Here is an 18,201-nt window from a genome sequence, read left to right as displayed (position 1 = left end):
CACTGCACACCGGGCAGTGCGCGCGCAATCCGGCACCAGGGGGACCTGGATGATGGAAACCGGTATCCAGAGGCTTTCGGCCCCGCCCCGGCGCAATAGCAAATAATTGCAAGGCCTGTTGCGGGTAATCCCAAAGTGCAGGCAATATCTGCCGATTTGTCGCACATTGAAGAAGCAAGCAGATGACGAAGAAACTCTTGACCGAAGCCGAAATCCTGAAGATGAGCGATAAGGATTACATGAATGCGGATCAGCTCGCGTTCTTCAAAGCTCGGCTCGAACAATTGCAGGCGGAAATTCTCCACAATGCGGGTCAGACGACCGAGAACCTGCGCGAAACGGTCATCGTGCCGGATCCTGCCGATCGCGCGACGATCGAAGAGGAGCACGCGCTCGAATTGCGTACGCGCGATCGCGAGCGCAAGCTTCTCAAGAAGGTTCAACAGTCGCTCGCTCGCATCGAATCGGGTGATTACGGCTGGTGCGAAGAGACCGGCGAGCCGATCGGCATCCCGCGTCTGCTCGCCCGTCCGACGGCCACGCTGTCGCTCGAGGCGCAGGAGCGCCGCGAGTTGCGCCAGAAGCTGTTCGGCGACTGACCGCCCCCGGCGCGCCGCCCGCGCCACGACACGCTGCTTCGAATGAAAGCGCGCGGCCTGCCGCGCGCTTTTTCTTTTTCTGGCCGCCCCCGGCCGCCCACGCTCTTGATATCGCGGCGCAAGCCCTAAAATGAAGACCATGCGCGTCGAGCGGGCTTCCCGCGCCGCGCATCGTCATTCCAGCGGCGGCGCTCGCGCGCCCCGCGTCTTCCCCGTTTTTCTGAAGGAACGCAGATGGAGCAATTTCACGGCACGACGATCGTTTCCGTGCGGCGCGGCGACAAGGTCGCGCTGGGCGGAGACGGCCAGGTGACGCTCGGCAATATCGTCATGAAGGGCGGCGCGCGCAAGGTGCGGCGCATCTACAACAACCAGGTGCTCGTCGGCTTCGCCGGCGGCACGGCCGATGCGTTCTCGCTCCTCGACCGTTTCGAGGCGAAACTCGAAAAACACCAGGGCAACCTCACCCGCTCCGCCGTCGAGCTGGCGAAGGACTGGCGCACCGACCGCATGCTGCGCCGCCTCGAGGCGATGCTGATCGCCGCCGATGCGACCACCACCCTCGTCATCACCGGCAACGGCGATGTGCTCGACCCCGAAGAGGGGATCTGCGCGATCGGTTCGGGCGGTTCGTATGCGCAGGCCGCCGCGCGTGCGCTCGCCGAGAATACCGATCTGTCCCCGCGCGAAATCGTCGAAAAGTCGCTCGCGATCGCGGGCGACATGTGTATCTACACGAATCACAACCGCATCATCGAGACCATCGAGTAAGGACGCGCATCAATGAGCACCATGACCCCTGCCGAGATCGTCTCGGAACTCGACAAGCACATCATCGGCCAGGCGAAGGCGAAGAAGGCCGTCGCAGTGGCATTGCGCAACCGTTGGCGCCGTCAGCAGGTCGCCGAGCCGCTGCGCCAGGAAATCACGCCGAAGAACATCCTGATGATCGGGCCGACGGGCGTCGGCAAGACCGAGATCGCGCGCCGCCTCGCCAAGCTCGCGGATGCGCCGTTCATTAAGATCGAGGCGACCAAGTTCACCGAGGTCGGCTACGTGGGCCGCGACGTCGACAGCATCGTGCGCGATCTCATCGAGATCTCCGTCAAGCAGACCCGCGAAACGGAAATGCGCAAGGTGCGCACCAAGGCGCAGGACCAGGCGGAAGACCGGATCCTCGACATCCTGCTGCCGCAGCCGCGCGCGGTGGGCTTCGGCGCGAGCAGCGAGAACGCGAACGACGACAACAACGTGACCCGCCAGACGTTCCGCAAGCGCCTGCGCGAAGGGCAGCTCGACGACAAGGAGATCGAACTCGATCTCGAGCAGCCCCAAGTCGGCATGGACATCATGGCGCCGCCGGGCATGGAAGAGATGACCGAGCAGATCCGCTCGATGTTCTCGAACATCGGCAACGCGAAGAAGACCCGCCGCAAGGTGAAGATCAGCGAAGCGCTGAAGCTCCTCACCGACGAGGAAGCGGGGAAAATGCTGAACGACGAGGAAGTGAAGACGAAGGCCGTGCAGAACGTCGAGCAGAACGGCATCGTGTTCCTCGACGAAATCGACAAGATCGCGTCGCGCAACCATGAGGGCGGCGGCGGCGAAGTGTCGCGGCAGGGCGTGCAGCGCGACCTGCTGCCGCTCGTCGAAGGCACGACGATCAACACCAAGTACGGGATGGTGAAGACCGACCACATCCTGTTCATCGCGAGCGGCGCGTTCCACCTCGCGAAGCCGAGCGACCTGATCCCCGAGCTGCAGGGCCGCTTCCCGATCCGGGTCGAACTCGAATCGCTGTCGGTGAAGGATTTCGAGTCGATCCTGGTCGCGACCGACGCGAGTCTCGTCAAGCAATACCAGGCACTGCTCGAAACGGAAGACGTGCAGCTCGACTTCGCCGAGGACGGCATCCGCCGGCTGGCCGAGATCGCGTTCTCGGTCAACGAAAAGACCGAGAACATCGGCGCGCGCCGCCTGTACACGGTCATCGAGAAGCTGCTCGAGGAAGTGTCGTTCTCCGCGGGCAATCATGCCGGCACGCGCGTCACGATCGACGGCGCGTACGTCGATCGCGCGCTCGGCGAGGTCTCGCAGGACGAGGATCTGTCGCGCTACGTGCTGTAACGGCGCGGCGCGGCAGCGAAAAAGGGCGGCCCCTCGCGGGACCGCCCTTTTTTCGCCGGTGCGCCGAGGGTTACTGCCGGACCGGCTTCTTCGCGAGCTTGCGCTGCAGCGTGCGGCGATGCATGTTGAGCGCGCGCGCGGTCGCCGAGATGTTGTTGTTGTTCTCCGACAGCACGCGCTGGATGTGCTCCCATTCGAGCCGGTCGACCGACAGCACGACCGGATTCTCGAGCGCCTCCTCCGCCTGCACCTCGCTCGCGTTGGTCTGCAGCGCAGCCAGGATCGATTCGACGTTCGCGGGCTTCGCGAGGTAATTGTCGGCGCCGTCCTTCACCGCCTGCACGGCGGTCGCGATGCTCGCGTAGCCGGTCAGCACGAGGATGCGCGCGTCCGGCTGCAAGTCGCAGAGCGGCGCGATCAGGCTCAGGCCCGAATCCTCGCCGAGATGCAGGTCGACCGTGATGAACTCGAATTTCTCGGCGCCGGCGAGCTTGAGCGCCGCGTCCTTGTTGTGCGCCTGCCGGACCGCGTAGCCGCGGCGCTCCAGCCCGCGCGCGAGCGTGCCGGCGAACACTTCGTTGTCGTCGATCACGAGGAAGTTGTTGTCGCTCATCTGTGGTTCTCCGTCTGGTCTGCGTGTGTCGTATGTGATGGGTATGGCTGGGCCCGGCTCGCGGCAACATGACGCACCACCGGCAGCCTCAGGCAGGCGCGGGTGCCGCGTCCGGCGGCGGCTCCCCCCGCACGCGGCGGCGCATCGGCCAGCTCGATCGAGCCGCCCAGCCGCGCCGCCGCGCTGAACGCCAGGTACAGGCCGACGCCGTGGCCGCCCTGCGTGCTGTCCACCGGCATCGCGCCCAGCGAATCGCGCAGCGCGGCCGGAATGCCGGGGCCGTTGTCGCATACCTCGAACTCGATTTCGTCGCGCGCGCCGTCGTGCACGAGCTTCGCCGCCAGCGTAACGCGATCGCGGCTCGCGCGGGCCGCATTGTCGAGCAGGATCGTCAGGATCTGGCCCGCGGCGACGGTGTCGTCCAGCGCAACGCCCGCCGGCTGCGCGCCCAGTTGCTCGAACTGGACATGCGGGTGGCGCAGCCGCCAGTGCTGGACGAACGTATCGAGCCAGGCCGCGACCGGCTGCCGGCTGGCCGGCTCCGATGCGCGGCTCCGCAGCCGCGCGAGCGCCGACGTACATTGCGCCATCTGCTCCTCGAGCACCTTCAGGTCGGCTTCGTAGCGCGCGAGCCCCGGGTCCGTGCGCGCGGCGTCGCGCAGCTCCTCGGTCAGCATCGCGATCGTCGACAGCGGCGTGCTCATTTCGTGCGCGACGGTGGCGGCCTGCACGCCGAGCGCGACCGCGCGCTCGTCGCGCAGCAGCAGCTGCTGCGCGTCGCCGAGCGCCGCGTCGCGCTGGCGCAGCGCGCTCGACATCCGTGCGACGAACCACGCGATGAGGCCGACGCTCACCATGAAGTTCACCCACATGCCCGCCCGGAAATAATCGAACAGGTTCGCCGGGTTATCCATGTTGAGCGGCACGGAATCGAAGCCGAGCGCCAGATAGCAGGCCACCGCGAACGCCGCGAGCCAGATCATCAGGTGCCACGGCAGCACGGCGGCGGCGATCGCGAGCGACGGCAGGTACAGAGAAACGAACGGATTGGTGGTGCCGCCCGACAGGAACAGCAGCGCGGACAGCGCGCCGAGATCCACCCACAGCTGGCCGAGCAGTTCGAAGTTGGTCTCGGGCCGCGCGCGCAGCACCCGCACCCAGGTGAGCGCGTTGAAGACGATCTCGAGCGCGATCACCATCAGCATCGCGGGCAGCGGCAGATGCGCGCCGAAATAGGCCTGGACGACGGCAATCGTAACGAGTTGCCCGATGATCGCCAGATTGCGCAGCCAGAACAGATGGCTCAGGTTGACCCGGCCGGTGGTAATGATTCGGATTCGTTGCATCCCGAGAGTTTACCTCCTAGCCGCGTTCCGCCGAGACGTGCCGGGCGATGTCGGCCGCGAGGCACTCCGGGCACAGGCAGCGCCCACCGGTGGCCGGCTGCGCGCCCGGCGGCAGGCTCGGCATCGCCATGCACCAGCACGAGAACGGCTGCGTGCGGGCGCCGCAGTCGAACGAACGGCCGCAGCGCGGGCAGCGCTTGCTGGCAAGGGCGGGGGCGGCGGCGGGTCCGGTCATCGCGAATGGGCAGGATCGAGGGGTGGGCGAAGGCTTCGCTACAAGCATAGCGCGGCGGACGCAAATTGCCCGCCCGCCGCCCGGTCGATCGCACCCTTTTCTTCGCGCCAAAGCCAGTCTGGCCAAGCGTTCCGCCGGTTCGGCCGGATGGCTAAAAACCGCATGCTGCAGTGCGCCAGTCCTGTACAATTCCGCCTGTTTCAACCGTTCCCAGCCTGAGCCGCCGCCATGTCCGAGCCTATCGACCTCTCGCAGATCGCCCCCACGCTGAAAGCCGAAATCCTCGCGGAAGCGCTGCCTTACATCCGCCGGTATCACGGCAAGACCGTGGTGATCAAGTACGGCGGCAACGCGATGACCGAAGAGCGGCTCAAGCAAGGCTTCGCGCGCGACGTGATTCTCCTCAAGCTGGTCGGCATCAATCCGGTGATCGTGCACGGCGGCGGCCCGCAGATCGACCAGGCGCTCAAGAAGATCGGCAAGCAGGGCACCTTCATCCAGGGCATGCGCGTCACCGACGAGGAGACGATGGAAGTCGTCGAGTGGGTGCTGGGCGGCGAGGTGCAGCAGGACATCGTCACGCTGATCAACCACTTCGGCGGCCAAGCGGTCGGCCTGACGGGCAAGGACGGCGGCCTGATCCACGCGCGCAAGCTGATGATGCCGGACCGCGACAACCCCGGCCAGTACGTCGATATCGGCCAGGTCGGCGAAGTCGACGCGATCAACCCGGCCGTCGTGAAGGCGCTGCAGGACGACGCGTTCATCCCGGTGATCTCGCCGATCGGCTTCGGCGAGGACGGCCTGTCGTACAACATCAACGCCGATCTCGTCGCAGGCAAGCTCGCCACCGTGCTGAACGCCGAGAAGCTCGTGATGATGACGAACATCCCCGGCGTGATGGATAAGGAAGGCAACCTGCTCACCGATCTGTCGGCCCGCGAGATCGACGCGCTGTTCGAGGACGGCACGATCTCGGGCGGCATGCTGCCGAAGATCTCGTCGGCGCTCGACGCGGCGAAGAGCGGCGTCAAGTCGGTCCACATCGTCGACGGCCGGATCGAGCACTCGCTGCTGCTCGAAATCCTGACCGAGCAGCCGTTCGGCACGATGATCCGTTCGCATTGAACGCGCGCCGCGCGTCGTCCCGTCCCGTCCCGGCTCCGTCCGGCGCACCTTCCGCGGTGCGGCAGCGGGCGGCCCGCGCGTCGCGCCGCCGCCCGCCGCCGGGCCGCCCGGTCTGGCTGTTCGACCTCGACAACACGCTGCACCACGCGTCGTACGCGATTTTCCCGGAAATCAACCGGGCGATGACGCAGTACATCATCGATGCGCTGCAGGTCGAACGCACACAGGCCGACTACCTGCGCACCCACTACACGCACCGCTACGGCGCCGCGCTGCTCGGCCTCGCACGGCATCACCCGATCGATCCGCACGACTTCCTGGATGTCGTCCACACGTTCGCCGACCTGCCGTCGATGGTGCGGGCGGAACGCGGGCTGGCCCGGCTCGTCGCCGCGCTGCCCGGCCGCAAGATCATCCTGACCAACGCGCCCGAGGCCTATGCGCGGGACGTCCTGCACGAACTGAAGATCGAGCGCCTGTTCGAGCGGGTGATCGCGATCGAACACATGCGCGACCGCCGCGCCTGGCGCGCGAAGCCCGATGCGGCGATGCTGCGCCGCGCGATGCGCGACGCCCGGGTGCGCCTTTCCGACGCGATCCTGGTCGAAGACACCCGCAGCCACCTGAAGCGCTACAAGCGGCTCGGCATCCAAACCATCTGGATTACCGGGCACCTGCCCGACCACCGGCCGGGCTTCGGCCGGCCGCACTATGTCGATCGCCGCATTGATTCGTTAAAATCGCTGCGATTGGGCACTCGATCGGGGCGACAAAAATGCAACCGACTCACCCGCAGGATCCGGCCGTAACCGCCACCGCGGACGACTCAGACAAAACCTCCCGCCCCCGCGCGCGTCCGAAGCCGGGCGAACGCCGCGTGCATATCCTGCAGACGCTCGCGTCGATGCTCGAAGCACCCAAACCCGAAAAGATCACCACCGCCTCGCTCGCGGCCCGGCTCGACGTGTCGGAAGCCGCGCTGTATCGGCACTTCGCCAGCAAGGCGAAGATGTACGAAGGTCTGATCGAATTCATCGAGCAGGCCCTGTTAGGACTCGTCAACCAGATCGTCGCAAAGGAGCCGAACGGTGTGCTGCAGGCGCGCGCGATTGCGCTGACGATGCTCAACTTCGCCGCAAAGAATCCCGGGATGACGCGCGTGCTGACGGGCGAAGCGCTGGTCGGCGAGGACGAACGCCTCACCGAGCGCGTGAACCAGCTGCTCGACCGGATCGAGGCGACCGTCAAGCAGTGCCTGCGGGTTGCGCGGATGGAGGCCGACACGCCGCAAGCCGGTGCGGCCACCGCCGTGCCGCTGCCGGCGGACTACGATCCCGCCGCGCGCGCGAGCCTGCTCGTCAGCTACGTGATCGGCCGCTGGCACCGCTTTGCGAAGAGCGGGTTCCGGCAGCCGCCCGGTGCACAGGCCGATGCTCACTTGCAGCTGATCCTGCAGTGATGCGCGTGCGGCGCTCGGTCCCGCAAACGCATCCCCTGCCACGCCGCCGAACGCGCTAGACGAGCCGCTCGGCTCGGCTCGGCACGAGCACGGCGTCGACCCGCGTATCTATCTCATGCCTCGGCGTGAGCGGTAACAGCCATCCGCCCGCGAGCCCGGATAGCCTGGCCCGTGCGAATCAACAGCGCCTGCTCCGTCGCACACAATAATTCGCAGTCCTTTTTACATCGCACCTCTCACCCACCCGAACACCCCTTCAACCGAAATCAGTAACCACGCGACGCGCGCCATGTGCGCCACGCGCATCGGTCATCCGCCGATGCGCGGGCACTCATCCATGCGTGCCGGCGTCATCGTCGACGGAAAAGCGCTTGTCGTTCCGCACACCGCCATGCGCAGCGGCCGCACGAAGCAACGCAAACGTCCCGATCATCCGCGCTGCACTGAACCAAGACTTCTTCATGAAAGGCTTTTTCCTGCGGCCGTGCCGCGTTCCGACTCGGCGCGACGGGGCAGGTTTCGAAGCGCTTCGCGGTATCGGCCCGCTTCGGCGTCGAGGCCAACTTGTCCGACTACATGATGGTCAAGGGAGAATTCGCGGCGAAGTACCGCTGGTGATGCGAGGTCGCGGTGGCCGCACACCGCCGACACCCGCCACCGGCCTGGCGCCGGGCGTGTCCGTCCGGCGCGGCGCCCGCACCGGAGGCGGTTGGAGACATCCGCCCGGCAGGCTGTCGATCTGCGGGCCGCCACGCGCATCACCTGATTTCCGATATACTCCTTCGACTGCGACTGCCGCCACCAGGCGACATGTCGGAAACGCGCCGATTTGCTGACTCGATTGCGGGCGCGCGAACCAGCCGGGGTATCCATCCCGGCGGTTCACTACAAATGCGGCTAAAGAGGTCGTCAGCCGCGCACCTTCGACTCCCGCGCCTCGCCGACGCCGTTTAGCCGCCCAGTCCTATAGAGGCGGAACGAATGGAATCGATCGGCATCGTCGCTCCACAGACCATGCACTTCGCCGAGCCGCTGCGCCTGCAGAACGGCAGCGTCCTCGGCAACTATCAGCTCGTCGTCGAAACCTACGGCGAGCTCAACGCCGCGCGCTCCAACGCGGTGCTGGTGTGCCATGCGCTCAACGCGTCGCACCACGTCGCGGGTGTCTACGCGGACGACCCGCGCAGCACCGGATGGTGGGACAACATGGTCGGCCCCGGCAAGCCGCTCGACACCGACCGCTTCTTCGTGATCGGCGTGAACAATCTCGGCTCGTGCTTCGGCTCCACCGGCCCGATGAGCGTCGACCCCACCACCGGCACGCCCTACGGCGCGCGTTTCCCGGTACTGACCGTCGAAGACTGGGTGCACGCGCAGGCGCGCGTCGCCGATGCGTTCGGCATCGAGCGCTTCGCGGCGGTGATGGGCGGCAGCCTCGGCGGCATGCAGGCGCTCGCATGGAGCCTGATGTACCCGGAGCGGGTCGCGCACTGCATCGACATCGCGTCGACGCCCAAGCTCTCCGCGCAGAACATCGCGTTCAACGAGGTCGCCCGCTCGGCCATCCTGTCCGACCCCGACTTTCACGGCGGCAATTACTACGCGCACGACGTGAAGCCGAAGCGCGGCCTGCGTGTCGCAAGAATGATCGGTCATATCACCTACCTGTCCGACGACGACATGGCCGAGAAATTCGGCCGCGCGCTACGCCGCGCGGACGGCGCGCTCGACGCGTACCACTTCAGCTTCGACGTCGAATTCGAGGTGGAGTCGTACCTGCGCTACCAGGGCGACAAGTTCGCCGACTACTTCGACGCGAACACCTATCTCCTCATCACCCGCGCGCTCGACTACTTCGATCCCGCGAAGGCGTTCGACGGCAACCTGACGGCGGCCGTCGCGCACACGCAGGCGAAATACCTGATCGCGAGCTTCACGACCGACTGGCGCTTCGCGCCCGCCCGCTCGCGCGAACTCGTGAAGGCGCTGCTCGACAACCGCCGCCAGGTGACCTACGCCGAAATCGACGCACCGCACGGGCACGACGCGTTCCTGCTCGACGATCCGCGCTATCACAACCTGATGCGCGCCTATTACGAACGTATTGCCAACGAGGTGGGCGCATGAACCCGCAAGCGCTGAATACGCTGTCCGCGCGCGCCGATTTCCGCGTGATCGCCCGCTGGGTCGAGCCGCGCTCGACCGTGCTCGACCTCGGCTGCGGCGACGGCTCGCTGCTGTCGCTGCTGACGGAGGAATTGGAGGTAAGCGGCTACGGCATCGAAATCAACGACGCCGGCGTGCTGGCCGCCACCCAGAACGGCGTGAACGTGATCCAGCAGAATCTCGAGGACGGCCTGCGCCTCTTCGAGGACCACAGCTTCGATCTGGCGATCCTGTCGCAGACGCTGCAGACCATTCACCAGACCGCGGCGATCCTGCGCGAAACCGTGCGAGTCGGGCGCGAATGCATCGTATCGTTCCCGAACTTCGGCTACTGGGCGCACCGGCTGTCGGTCTTGCAGGGCCGGATGCCGGTGTCGAAATCGCTGCCGTATCAGTGGCACAACACGCCGAACGTGCGGGTGCTGACCATCAAGGATTTCGAGGCGCTCGCGCCGGAAGTCGGCATCGAGATCCTGGATCGCGCGGTGCTGCACGAAGGCCAACCGATTCGATGGGGGGTGAACTGGCGTGGTAGTCTTGCGGTCTACCGTGTCAAGCGTAGATAACCCTAGTACTCCTCGATGACGAAACAGCAACACGACGCGCCCTCCCTCAACGCTCACGAAGATCATCCCGGCTGGCGTGCTTATCTGAACAAGCACATGCTGATCTGCGTGTTTCTCGGCTTCACGTCGGGCTTGCCGCTATTCACGCTGGTCTACCTGGTACAGGCGTGGCTGCGCTCGGAAGGCGTGAACCTGAAGGAAATCGGGCTATTCGCGCTGATCCAGTTTCCCTACACGTGGAAATTCCTGTGGGCGCCGCTGATGGACCGCTACATCCCGCGCCTGCCGGGCTGGCGGCCCGGGCGGCGGCGCGGCTGGATGCTGGTGACGCAGCTGCTCGTCGCCGGCGCGATCGCCGCGCTCGGCTTCGTGTCGCCGCGCGATTCGATCTGGACGGTCGCGGCGCTCACCACGCTCGTCGCGTTCTTCGGCGCGAGCGCCGACATCGTGATCGACGCGTATCGGCGCGAGCTGCTGCGCGATACCGAGCAAGGCCTCGGCAACGCGGTCCACGTGAACGCGTACAAGATCGCCGCGCTGATCCCGGGTTCGCTGTCGCTCATCCTGTCCGACCATCTGCCGTGGGACGTCGTGTTCGCGGTCACCGGCGCGTTCATGCTGCCGGGCATCCTGATGACGCTGCTGGTGCGCGAGCCGGACGTGCACGGCACGCCGCCGAAGAACCTCAGCGAGGCGGTGATCCTGCCGTTCCGCGAGTTCATCGGCCGCGACGGCTGGCGCGGCGCGCTGCTGGTGCTCGCGTTCATCTTCCTGTTCAAGCTCGGCGACACGATGGCCACCACGCTGTCGACGTCATTCTTCCTCGACATCGGTTTCAACAAGACCCAGATCGGCGTGCTCGCGAAAACCACCGCGTTCTGGGCCAGCCTCGCGGGCGGCATCATCGGCGGAGTCTGGCTGATGAAGATCGGCATCGCGCGCGGCCTGTGGATCTTCGGCGTGCTGCAGATCGTATCCACGCTCGGCTTCGCGTGGCTCGCCAAGGCCGGCCCGTCGCCCGTGCTGATGGCCGGCGTCTACGGTTTCGAAACCTTCTCGACGGGCCTCACGCTCGCCGCGTTCACCGCCTACATCGCCAGCACCACCGATCCGCGTTACACCGCGACCCAGTTCGCGCTGTTCACGAGCCTCGCGTCGGTACCGCGCACGCTCGCGTCCGCGTCGAGCGGCTTCATCGTCACGCAGATCGGCTGGTTCGATTACTTCCTCGTCTGCGCGGCGCTCGGCATCCCCGGGATGCTGCTGCTGTTCAAGATCGCGCCGTGGCGCGGCAACGAAGCGAAGCACGGAGCCGTCCGTGCCGGCTAAGCTGCGGCGCGCCGCCTGCGCCGCGCTCGCGGGCGTCGCGTTGTGCGCCGCCGGCCCCGCCCGGTCGGCGGGCGACAGCGGCGCGGCGCCGACGACCGCTGCCAATACGGCCGTCCCGGCCACCGCGGCCGCACCCGCCACCGGGTCCGGCGGCGCGCAGTCGTATCCGTCGACCGAGCAGCAAGTGCGCTACGGCAATGCGATCGCGTTCCGCAGCCTGATTCCGTCGGCGCTGCTCGAACAGGTCACGGCCAACGAGTACCACCAGCTGCTGCAGGGCGCCGCGCAAGGCAACCGTCTGCTGCCCGCGAACAACGCCCGGGTCAAGCGGCTGCGCACGATGGTCGCGAAGCTCGCGCCGTATGCGGTGAAGTGGAACGACCGGGTCAGGGGCTGGAACTGGGAAGTGAACGTGACGCGCTCGCGCGCGATCCGCGCGACCTGCCTGCCCGGAGGCAAGGTACTGATCGACAGCGGCCTGCTCGACCGGCTGCGGCTCAACGACGACGAACTGGGCGTGCTGCTCGCCCATGAAATCGCGCACGCGCTCCGCGAGCACGCGCGCGCCAGCATGAGCGACCCGCAGACGACGCCGGTCGGCACGAATCCGCTGCCTTCGCTGTTCGGCCTGGCCGAGCCGATGCCCGCACCGGTCAACGTCGGCGAACGGCTGGCGTCGCTGCGCTACGGCCCGACCGACGAAACCGAAGCGGACGTCATCGGCGGCGACATCGCCGCGCGCGCGGGCTTCGATCCGCGCGCCGCCATCACGCTGTGGGACAAGCTGGCCGCCGCAACCCGGGCGGACAAGGAAACGGGCTTCATCTACACCCACCCGTACGACGGGCGCCGCCGCCAGGACCTGCTCAAGCGCCTGGGCGACCTGATGCCCCTCTATGCGAAAGCCGTCGGCAAGAATCTCGACGCGCTGCCGAACTACGCCGGCATCAGCGCGAAGCGGCGCAGGCTGGTTGGCCGTTGAGCGGACGGCGCCGGCCGCCCGCCGTCGATCCTAGTCGACGGCATCGAGCGCCAGCGCGCGGCGGCTGTCGCCCGTCTGCACCGAGCGCATCTCGTCGCTCGGGCTGCGGCCGAACAGGCGCTTGAACTCGCGGCTGAACTGCGACGCGCTCGCATAGCCGACCCGCGCCGCCGCCGCTCCCGCGCTCACGCCGTCCCGCAGCATCATCAGGCGCGCGTGATGCAGCCGGGTCGCCTTCACGTACTGCATCGGCGACGTCGCCGTCACGCTCTTGAATTGCGCATGGAACACGGCGAGGCTCATCCCCGCTTCGCTCGCGAGCGTCTCCACGTCGAGATCGCCGTGCAGATCCGCGTGAATCCGCCGCAACGCCTTCGCAATCCGCCCGAAATGATGCTGCTGGATCAGCGCCGCGCGAATCGCGTCGCCTTGCGCTCCCGTCAGCACCCGATAGCCGATCTCGCGCAGGATCGACGGCCCCAGCACGCGCGTATCGTGCGGCGATGCCAGGACTTCGAGCAAACGCAGCACCGCGTCCGCGAGCGGCGCGTCGAGCGGCGTCGAATACACGCCGCGCGGCTCGCTCGCCGCCGCGCCGTGGGTTTCGTCGAGCAGCATCGCCAGCTCGGCGATCACCGCGAGATCGACACGGATCGAGATCGCGAGAAACGGCTCCGCCTCGGTCGCGAAGGTTTCGCATTCGAACGGCAGCGGCACCGACAGCACCAGATACTGCTGCGCGTCGTACACGAAGGTCTGCTCGCCCAGGAAGCCGCGCTTGCGGCCCTGGCACACCACGATGACGCTCGGCTCGTACAGCACCGGCATGCGCGGCACCGGGCGATTCGACCGCATGAAGCGCACTCCGTCGAGGCTCGGGCAGGTATAGCCCTCGTCGGGCGCCAGCCGCCCGAGCAGGTCGATCATGCGGCGCTGCACACGCGCGCCGTCGTCGGATAAAAGGGGTTCGAAGCTCATGGTCCGGGCCGGGTCTGCAAGAGAATCAGGCTTGCAATCTAGCACTTCCGCGCCGTTTTCATCGCTTTCGAAGTGCAACTCAAGAGCAATAGGCAAACCTTCAAGACAATCAGGTATTCCGTCCCGCTGTCCGCATCCCTAGCATGGGGACCGTACCGCAGCATCGCCGCATGACGTCGGCCATGCGTGCGCGGTCCACGTATTTTCGAGTCAGGAGTCCCCATGAGCACGACCTACGCTTACGCCGCGGCCCATGCCGCCGCGCCGCTTGCCCCTTTCGAATTCCAGCGCCGCGCGCTGCGCGACCTCGATGTGCAGATCGAGATCCTCTATTGCGGCGTCTGCCACTCCGACCTTCACCAGGCCCGCAACGAATGGAAGAACTCCGTGTACCCGGTGGTGCCGGGTCATGAAATCGTCGGGCGCGTCACGGCCACCGGCGCCGGCGTGTCGCGCTTCAAGACCGGCGAGCTAGTCGGCGTCGGCTGCCTCGTCGATTCGTGCCGCACCTGCGCGAGCTGCGAGGAAGGGCTCGAACAGTATTGCGAGAACGGCTTCGTCGGCACCTACAACGGCCAGGACCGCGAAACGGGCGCCATCACCTTCGGCGGCTACTCGACGCAGATCGTCGTCGACGAGGCGTTCGTGCTGCGCGTGCCGGACACGCTCGACGCGGCCGGCGCCGCGCCGCTGCTGTGCGCCGGCATCACGACCTACTCGCCGCTGCGCCAGTGGCAGGCCGGCCCCGGCAAGAAGGTCGGGATCGTCGGCCTCGGCGGGCTCGGCCACATGGGCGTGAAGCTCGCGCGGGCGATGGGCGCGCACGTCGTGCTGTTCACGACGTCGCCGTCGAAGATCGAGGACGGCAAGCGCCTCGGCGCGCACGAAGTCGTGATCTCGAAGGACGAAGCGCAGATGAACGCGCACCTGAACAGCTTCGACCTGATCATCAACACGGTCGCCGCGCAGCACGACCTGAATCCGTTCCTGCACCTGCTGAAGCGCGACGGCACGATGACGCTGGTCGGCGCGCCGGAACACGATCACCCGTCGCCGCAGGTGTTCAACCTGATCATGAAGCGCCGTCGCCTCGCGGGCTCGCTGATCGGCGGGATCGCCGAAACCCAGGAAATGCTCGATTTCTGCGCGAAGCACTGGATCACGTCGGACGTCGAGGTGATCCCGATGCAGCAGATCAACGCGGCCTACGAACGGATGCTCAAGAGCGACGTGAAGTACCGCTTCGTGATCGACATGGCGTCGCTCAAGGAACGGCAGGCGGCCTGAGCGGCAGCGGGGCGGGCGACGGCGGGGCGCGATGTTCGCCTTTGTCTGTTGCAGCCCGCCTCCTCATGCGAAACGGGCCGCTTGCGCGGCCCGTTTTCGTTACCCGCCGTGCGTGCCCGGCCGGACCCTGTCCGCCCGACCCCGCACGCCGCGCTCACTTGTAGTCGTAGTCGACCGTCAGCGGCGCGTGATCGCTGAACTTGATGTCGCGGAAGATCGACGTGGTCTTCGCGGTGCCCGCGATGCCCGGCGTCGCGAGCTGGTAGTCGATCCGCCACCCGACGTTGTTCGCATACGCCTGCCCGCGATTGCTCCACCACGTGTACTGCTCCGGACGCGGGTCGAGCGTACGGAACACGTCGACGTAGCCGACCTCGTCGAACAGCTGCGTGAGCCACGCGCGCTCCTCCGGCAGGCAACCCGAGTTCTTCTGGTTGCTCTTCCAGTTCTTGATGTCGATTTCCTTGTGGACGATGTTGACGTCGCCGCACAGCACCACGTCGCGCTTCTTCTTCAGCTCCGCCAGGTGCGGCATGAACTCGCTCATGAAGCGGAACTTCGCCTGCTGGCGCTCGTCGCCGCTCGACCCCGACGGCACGTACACCGACACCACCGACAGCTTGCCGAAACGCGCTTCGACATAACGCCCCTCGGCGTCGAATTCGCTGCTGCCGTAGCCGATGATCACATCGTCCGGCTCGCGGCGGCAGTACAGGCCCGCGCCGCTGTAGCCTTTTTTCTCGGCGTGATGGAAATAGCCCTTGAAGCCGTGCGGATCGACGAATTCGGCCGGCAGATCGTCCGCCGACACCTTGATTTCCTGCACGCAGACGCAGTCGGCCCGTTGCTCGCCGAGCCAGTCGAAAAAGCCTTTCTTCGCGGCGGAGCGGATGCCGTTCAGGTTCGCGGTAATGACACGCAGCATGATGGGTTCCGGTAAATGAGATCGTTGCGGTTTATTGGATCTTGACGCCTTCGAGTTCGGGCTTCGCCGGCGGGAATTCGAGCTTCATGCCGGTCAGCTCGCGCAGCAGCAGCTCGGCGATCATCACGTTGCGATGGGTCTTCGAATCGGCCGGGATCACGTACCACGGCGCCTGCTCGTCCGACGTCGCCGCCAGCGCGTCGCGGTAGGCCGCCTGATAGGCATCCCAGTGCTTGCGCGCCTCGATGTCGGAGACGTCGAATTTCCAGTGCTTGGCGGGATCGTCCACGCGCGCCTGCAGGCGGTTGCGCTGCTCGTCCTTCGAGATGTGCAGGAAGCATTTGACGATCGTCGCGCCCGCCTCCACCAGCATCTGTTCGAACTGGCGGATCTGCCGGTAGCGGCGCGCGCATTCGTCCGCGTCGATCGCGTCGAGCACGCGCGGCACGAGCACGTCTTCGTAGTGGCTGCGGTTGAAGATCGTCAGCTCACCCGCCGCCGGCGCCTGCGCATGCACGCGCCACAGGAAGTCGTGCGCCAGCTCGACGGGCGTCGGCGCCTTGAACGACACGACCCGCAGGCCGAGCGGATCGACCTCGCGGAACACCGCGCGGACGGTGCCGTCCTTGCCGCTCGTGTCCATCCCCTGCAGCACCAGCAGCACGCGCTTGCGCGGCTGGGTGTGCAGGCGTTCCTGCAGCGCGTCGAGCTGGGTCGAGACCTCCGCCAGACGCGCCCGGTCCGCCTCTTTCGAGCCGGCCGAGAACGGCTTGGCGACCGGATCGTAGGCGTCGAGCCGGAACGCGGCCGCCTCCTTTTCGTGCGTGTGGTACGGCACGCGGTAATCGTCGAGCGATGCTTGCTTCGCCATCAATCCCTCCCATCGGACAGCGCGAAGCGCGGCGCGCTTCGCCAGACACGACGGGCCGCCCCGAACACCGGTCCGGCGGCGGCCCGCTTCAGCATGGATTCAGCCCGGCGGCCGGCATCTTCAGCCGAGCTTCTTCTTCAGCAGTTCGTTGACCTGCTGCGGATTCGCCTTGCCCTTGGTCGCCTTCATCGCCTGGCCCACGAGCGCGTTGAACGCCTTCTCCTTGCCCGCGCGGAATTCCTCGACCGATTTCTCGTTCGCCGCGAGCACCGCGTCGATGATCGCGTCCAACTCGCCGGTGTCGGAGATCTGCTTCAGGCCCTTCGCTTCGATGATGCGGTCGGCGGCGCCCTCGTCGGCAGCCTTCTCGTCCCAGATCGCCACGAAGATTTCCTTCGCGATCTTGTTCGAGATCGTGCCGTCGGCGATCCGCTGCAGGATCAACGCGAGCTGCGCGGCGGACACCGGCGACGCGTCGATCTCGATGCCGTCGCGGTTCAGTTGCGACGACACGTCGCCCATCAGCCAGTTCGCCGCCGACTTCGCCTGCGCCGCGCCCGCCTTCGCGACCACCGCCTCGAAATACGCGGCCATCGCCTTGCTCGCGGTCAGCACGCCGGCGTCGTACGGGCTCACGCCGTACTGTTCGCCGAAGCGTTGCTGGATCGCGGCCGGGAGTTCGGGCATCTCGCCCTTCACGCGCGCGACCCATTTCTCGTCGATCACGAGCGGCATCAGATCGGGATCGGGGAAATAGCGGTAGTCGTGCGCGTCTTCCTTGCTGCGCATCGAACGCGTCTCGCGCTTGTCCGGATCGTACAGGCGGGTTTCCTGCACGACCTCGCCGCCGTCCTCGATCAGTTCGATCTGGCGGCGCACCTCGTAGTTGATCGCTTCCTCGAGAAAGCGGAACGAGTTCAGATTCTTGATTTCCGCGCGCGTGCCGAACTTTTCCTGGCCGACCGGCCGCACCGACACGTTCGCATCGCAGCGGAACGAGCCTTCCTGCATGTTGCCGTCGCAGATCCCAAGCCACACCACCAGCCCGTGCAGCGCCTTCGCATAGGCGACCGCCTCGGCCGCGCTGCGCATCTCCGGCTCGGTGACGATCTCGAGCAGCGGCGTGCCGGCGCGGTTCAGGTCGATGCCCGTCATGTCCGCGAAATCCTCGTGCAGCGACTTGCCCGCGTCCTCCTCGAGGTGCGCGCGGGTCAGGTTGACCGTCTTCGAATAGGCTTCCTTGCCCGCCTTGTCGTTCGCGGGCACCTGGATCGTGAGCTGACCGCCCTGCACGACCGGAATCTCGTACTGGCTGATCTGATAGCCCTTGGGCAGATCCGGATAGAAGTAATTCTTGCGCGCGAAGATGCTGCGCGGCGCGACCGTCGCGCCGATCGCGAGGCCGAAGCGGATCGCCCGCTCGACCGCGCCGCGGTTCATCACGGGCAGCACGCCCGGCAGCGCCAGGTCGACCGGGCAGGCCTGCGTGTTCGGCGCCGCGCCGAACTGCGTCGACGCGCCCGAGAAAATCTTCGACGCGGTCGACAGCTGCGCGTGCGTTTCAAGGCCGATAACGACTTCCCATTGCAT

The 18,201-nt window shown here is 66.6% G+C and carries 19 protein-coding genes; 11 read left to right on the top strand and 8 right to left on the bottom strand.

Annotation, left to right across the window (positions count from 1 at the left end; genetic code table 11):
- Positions 1–182 precede the first annotated feature (182 nt).
- From dksA to hslU, 3 genes are all read left to right on the top strand, one after another.
- Entirely contained in the window at positions 183–599 is a 417-nt protein-coding gene (dksA, locus tag RZR99_RS09670) for an RNA polymerase-binding protein DksA (RefSeq protein ID WP_323119531.1), read from the top strand.
- Positions 600–833: 234 nt separating this feature from the next.
- Positions 834–1,370, top strand: coding sequence for an ATP-dependent protease subunit HslV (hslV, locus tag RZR99_RS09665; RefSeq protein ID WP_323119530.1), 537 nt, complete (start codon positions 834–836; stop codon positions 1,368–1,370).
- 12 nt (positions 1,371–1,382) lie between these two features.
- Positions 1,383–2,726, top strand: coding sequence for an ATP-dependent protease ATPase subunit HslU (hslU, locus tag RZR99_RS09660; protein ID WP_323119529.1), 1,344 nt, complete (start codon positions 1,383–1,385; stop codon positions 2,724–2,726).
- A gap of 70 nt (positions 2,727–2,796) precedes the next feature.
- On the opposite strand, the gene RZR99_RS09655 is transcribed toward hslU, so the two are convergent.
- From RZR99_RS09655 to RZR99_RS09645, 3 genes are read right to left on the bottom strand one after another with little or no spacing between them, the layout of a single operon-like run.
- Positions 2,797–3,339, bottom strand: a complete 543-nt coding sequence (locus tag RZR99_RS09655; protein ID WP_323119528.1) for a response regulator transcription factor — start codon at positions 3,337–3,339, stop codon at positions 2,797–2,799.
- Positions 3,336–4,685 (bottom strand): ATP-binding protein, encoded by a 1,350-nt coding sequence (locus RZR99_RS09650; RefSeq protein WP_323119527.1) that lies wholly within the window; start codon positions 4,683–4,685, stop codon positions 3,336–3,338. The genes RZR99_RS09655 and RZR99_RS09650 overlap by 4 nt, the downstream gene beginning before the upstream one ends.
- Positions 4,686–4,701: 16 nt before the next feature.
- Positions 4,702–4,920 (bottom strand): cysteine-rich CWC family protein, encoded by a 219-nt coding sequence (locus RZR99_RS09645; RefSeq protein ID WP_323119526.1) that lies wholly within the window; start codon positions 4,918–4,920, stop codon positions 4,702–4,704.
- 228 nt (positions 4,921–5,148) lie between these two features.
- Here RZR99_RS09645 and argB point away from each other — a divergent pair, with 228 nt between their 5' ends.
- The 3 genes from argB to slmA are packed head-to-tail and all read left to right on the top strand — an operon-like array spanning position 5,149 to position 7,507.
- Complete coding sequence (gene argB, locus RZR99_RS09640; protein WP_323119525.1) at positions 5,149–6,048, top strand: acetylglutamate kinase; 900 nt, start codon at positions 5,149–5,151, stop codon at positions 6,046–6,048.
- Positions 6,045–6,857: a pyrimidine 5'-nucleotidase gene (locus RZR99_RS09635; protein ID WP_407655426.1), complete on the top strand. Its 813-nt coding sequence runs from the start codon at positions 6,045–6,047 to the stop codon at positions 6,855–6,857. The genes argB and RZR99_RS09635 overlap by 4 nt, the downstream gene beginning before the upstream one ends.
- On the top strand, positions 6,824–7,507 hold the full coding sequence (gene slmA / locus RZR99_RS09630) for a nucleoid occlusion factor SlmA (protein ID WP_323119524.1): 684 nt from the start codon (positions 6,824–6,826) through the stop codon (positions 7,505–7,507). Before RZR99_RS09635 ends, slmA begins: the two co-directional genes overlap by 34 nt.
- Positions 7,508–7,838: 331 nt before the next feature.
- Here the strand turns inward: slmA and RZR99_RS09625 are convergent, their stop codons facing one another.
- Positions 7,839–7,970, bottom strand: coding sequence for a hypothetical protein (locus tag RZR99_RS09625; RefSeq protein WP_323119523.1), 132 nt, complete (start codon positions 7,968–7,970; stop codon positions 7,839–7,841).
- Between the two features lie 518 nt (positions 7,971–8,488).
- Here RZR99_RS09625 and metX point away from each other — a divergent pair.
- The 4 genes from metX to RZR99_RS09605 are packed head-to-tail and all read left to right on the top strand — an operon-like array spanning position 8,489 to position 12,550.
- The gene (metX, locus tag RZR99_RS09620) at positions 8,489–9,634 is read left to right on the top strand and encodes a homoserine O-succinyltransferase MetX (RefSeq protein ID WP_323119522.1); all 1,146 of its coding nucleotides are present in this window, start codon (positions 8,489–8,491) and stop codon (positions 9,632–9,634) included.
- A complete protein-coding gene (gene metW / locus RZR99_RS09615; RefSeq protein ID WP_323119521.1) occupies positions 9,631–10,239 on the top strand; it encodes a methionine biosynthesis protein MetW in 609 nt (202 codons plus the stop codon). Before metX ends, metW begins: the two co-directional genes overlap by 4 nt.
- Positions 10,240–10,254: 15 nt before the next feature.
- Positions 10,255–11,568, top strand: coding sequence for an AmpG family muropeptide MFS transporter (locus RZR99_RS09610; RefSeq protein ID WP_323119520.1), 1,314 nt, complete (start codon positions 10,255–10,257; stop codon positions 11,566–11,568).
- A complete protein-coding gene (locus RZR99_RS09605; RefSeq protein WP_323119519.1) occupies positions 11,558–12,550 on the top strand; it encodes a M48 family metallopeptidase in 993 nt (330 codons plus the stop codon). The genes RZR99_RS09610 and RZR99_RS09605 overlap by 11 nt, the downstream gene beginning before the upstream one ends.
- 30 nt (positions 12,551–12,580) lie before the next feature.
- Here the strand turns inward: RZR99_RS09605 and RZR99_RS09600 are convergent, their stop codons facing one another.
- Positions 12,581–13,528 (bottom strand): AraC family transcriptional regulator, encoded by a 948-nt coding sequence (locus RZR99_RS09600; RefSeq protein ID WP_323119518.1) that lies wholly within the window; start codon positions 13,526–13,528, stop codon positions 12,581–12,583.
- Between the two features lie 222 nt (positions 13,529–13,750).
- Here RZR99_RS09600 and RZR99_RS09595 point away from each other — a divergent pair, with 222 nt between their 5' ends.
- On the top strand, positions 13,751–14,815 hold the full coding sequence (locus tag RZR99_RS09595; RefSeq protein WP_323119517.1) for an NAD(P)-dependent alcohol dehydrogenase: 1,065 nt from the start codon (positions 13,751–13,753) through the stop codon (positions 14,813–14,815).
- Positions 14,816–14,969: 154 nt separating this feature from the next.
- On the opposite strand, the gene RZR99_RS09590 is transcribed toward RZR99_RS09595, so the two are convergent.
- The 3 genes from RZR99_RS09590 to gatB all read right to left on the bottom strand — a co-directional run bounded on the left by RZR99_RS09590 (position 14,970) and on the right by gatB (position 18,201).
- Positions 14,970–15,740: an exodeoxyribonuclease III gene (locus tag RZR99_RS09590; protein ID WP_323119516.1), complete on the bottom strand. Its 771-nt coding sequence runs from the start codon at positions 15,738–15,740 to the stop codon at positions 14,970–14,972.
- Between the two features lie 31 nt (positions 15,741–15,771).
- A complete protein-coding gene (locus RZR99_RS09585) occupies positions 15,772–16,611 on the bottom strand; it encodes a PPK2 family polyphosphate kinase (protein WP_323119515.1) in 840 nt (279 codons plus the stop codon).
- Between the two features lie 120 nt (positions 16,612–16,731).
- Complete coding sequence (gene gatB, locus RZR99_RS09580) at positions 16,732–18,201, bottom strand: Asp-tRNA(Asn)/Glu-tRNA(Gln) amidotransferase subunit GatB (RefSeq protein ID WP_323119514.1); 1,470 nt, start codon at positions 18,199–18,201, stop codon at positions 16,732–16,734.

Source organism: Burkholderia alba (genome assembly GCF_034721475.1).
Classification (GTDB): Bacteria; Pseudomonadota; Gammaproteobacteria; order Burkholderiales; family Burkholderiaceae; genus Burkholderia; species Burkholderia alba.
Note: the sequence above shows the minus strand (reverse complement) of the source record. Positions and strands in the feature narration are given on the sequence as shown.

Coding starts and splice junctions, on each gene's coding strand:
- dksA (WP_323119531.1), top strand. CDS start 183: ATGACGAAGAAACTCTTGACCGAAGCCGAAATCCTGAAGATGAGCGAT.
- hslV (WP_323119530.1), top strand. CDS start 834: ATGGAGCAATTTCACGGCACGACGATCGTTTCCGTGCGGCGCGGCGAC.
- hslU (WP_323119529.1), top strand. CDS start 1,383: ATGAGCACCATGACCCCTGCCGAGATCGTCTCGGAACTCGACAAGCAC.
- RZR99_RS09655 (WP_323119528.1), bottom strand. CDS start 3,339: ATGAGCGACAACAACTTCCTCGTGATCGACGACAACGAAGTGTTCGCC.
- RZR99_RS09650 (WP_323119527.1), bottom strand. CDS start 4,685: ATGCAACGAATCCGAATCATTACCACCGGCCGGGTCAACCTGAGCCAT.
- RZR99_RS09645 (WP_323119526.1), bottom strand. CDS start 4,920: ATGACCGGACCCGCCGCCGCCCCCGCCCTTGCCAGCAAGCGCTGCCCG.
- argB (WP_323119525.1), top strand. CDS start 5,149: ATGTCCGAGCCTATCGACCTCTCGCAGATCGCCCCCACGCTGAAAGCC.
- slmA (WP_323119524.1), top strand. CDS start 6,824: ATGCAACCGACTCACCCGCAGGATCCGGCCGTAACCGCCACCGCGGAC.
- RZR99_RS09625 (WP_323119523.1), bottom strand. CDS start 7,970: ATGAAGAAGTCTTGGTTCAGTGCAGCGCGGATGATCGGGACGTTTGCG.
- metX (WP_323119522.1), top strand. CDS start 8,489: ATGGAATCGATCGGCATCGTCGCTCCACAGACCATGCACTTCGCCGAG.
- metW (WP_323119521.1), top strand. CDS start 9,631: ATGAACCCGCAAGCGCTGAATACGCTGTCCGCGCGCGCCGATTTCCGC.
- RZR99_RS09610 (WP_323119520.1), top strand. CDS start 10,255: ATGACGAAACAGCAACACGACGCGCCCTCCCTCAACGCTCACGAAGAT.
- RZR99_RS09600 (WP_323119518.1), bottom strand. CDS start 13,528: ATGAGCTTCGAACCCCTTTTATCCGACGACGGCGCGCGTGTGCAGCGC.
- RZR99_RS09595 (WP_323119517.1), top strand. CDS start 13,751: ATGAGCACGACCTACGCTTACGCCGCGGCCCATGCCGCCGCGCCGCTT.
- RZR99_RS09590 (WP_323119516.1), bottom strand. CDS start 15,740: ATGCTGCGTGTCATTACCGCGAACCTGAACGGCATCCGCTCCGCCGCG.
- RZR99_RS09585 (WP_323119515.1), bottom strand. CDS start 16,611: ATGGCGAAGCAAGCATCGCTCGACGATTACCGCGTGCCGTACCACACG.
- gatB (WP_323119514.1), bottom strand. CDS start 18,201: ATGCAATGGGAAGTCGTTATCGGCCTTGAAACGCACGCGCAGCTGTCG.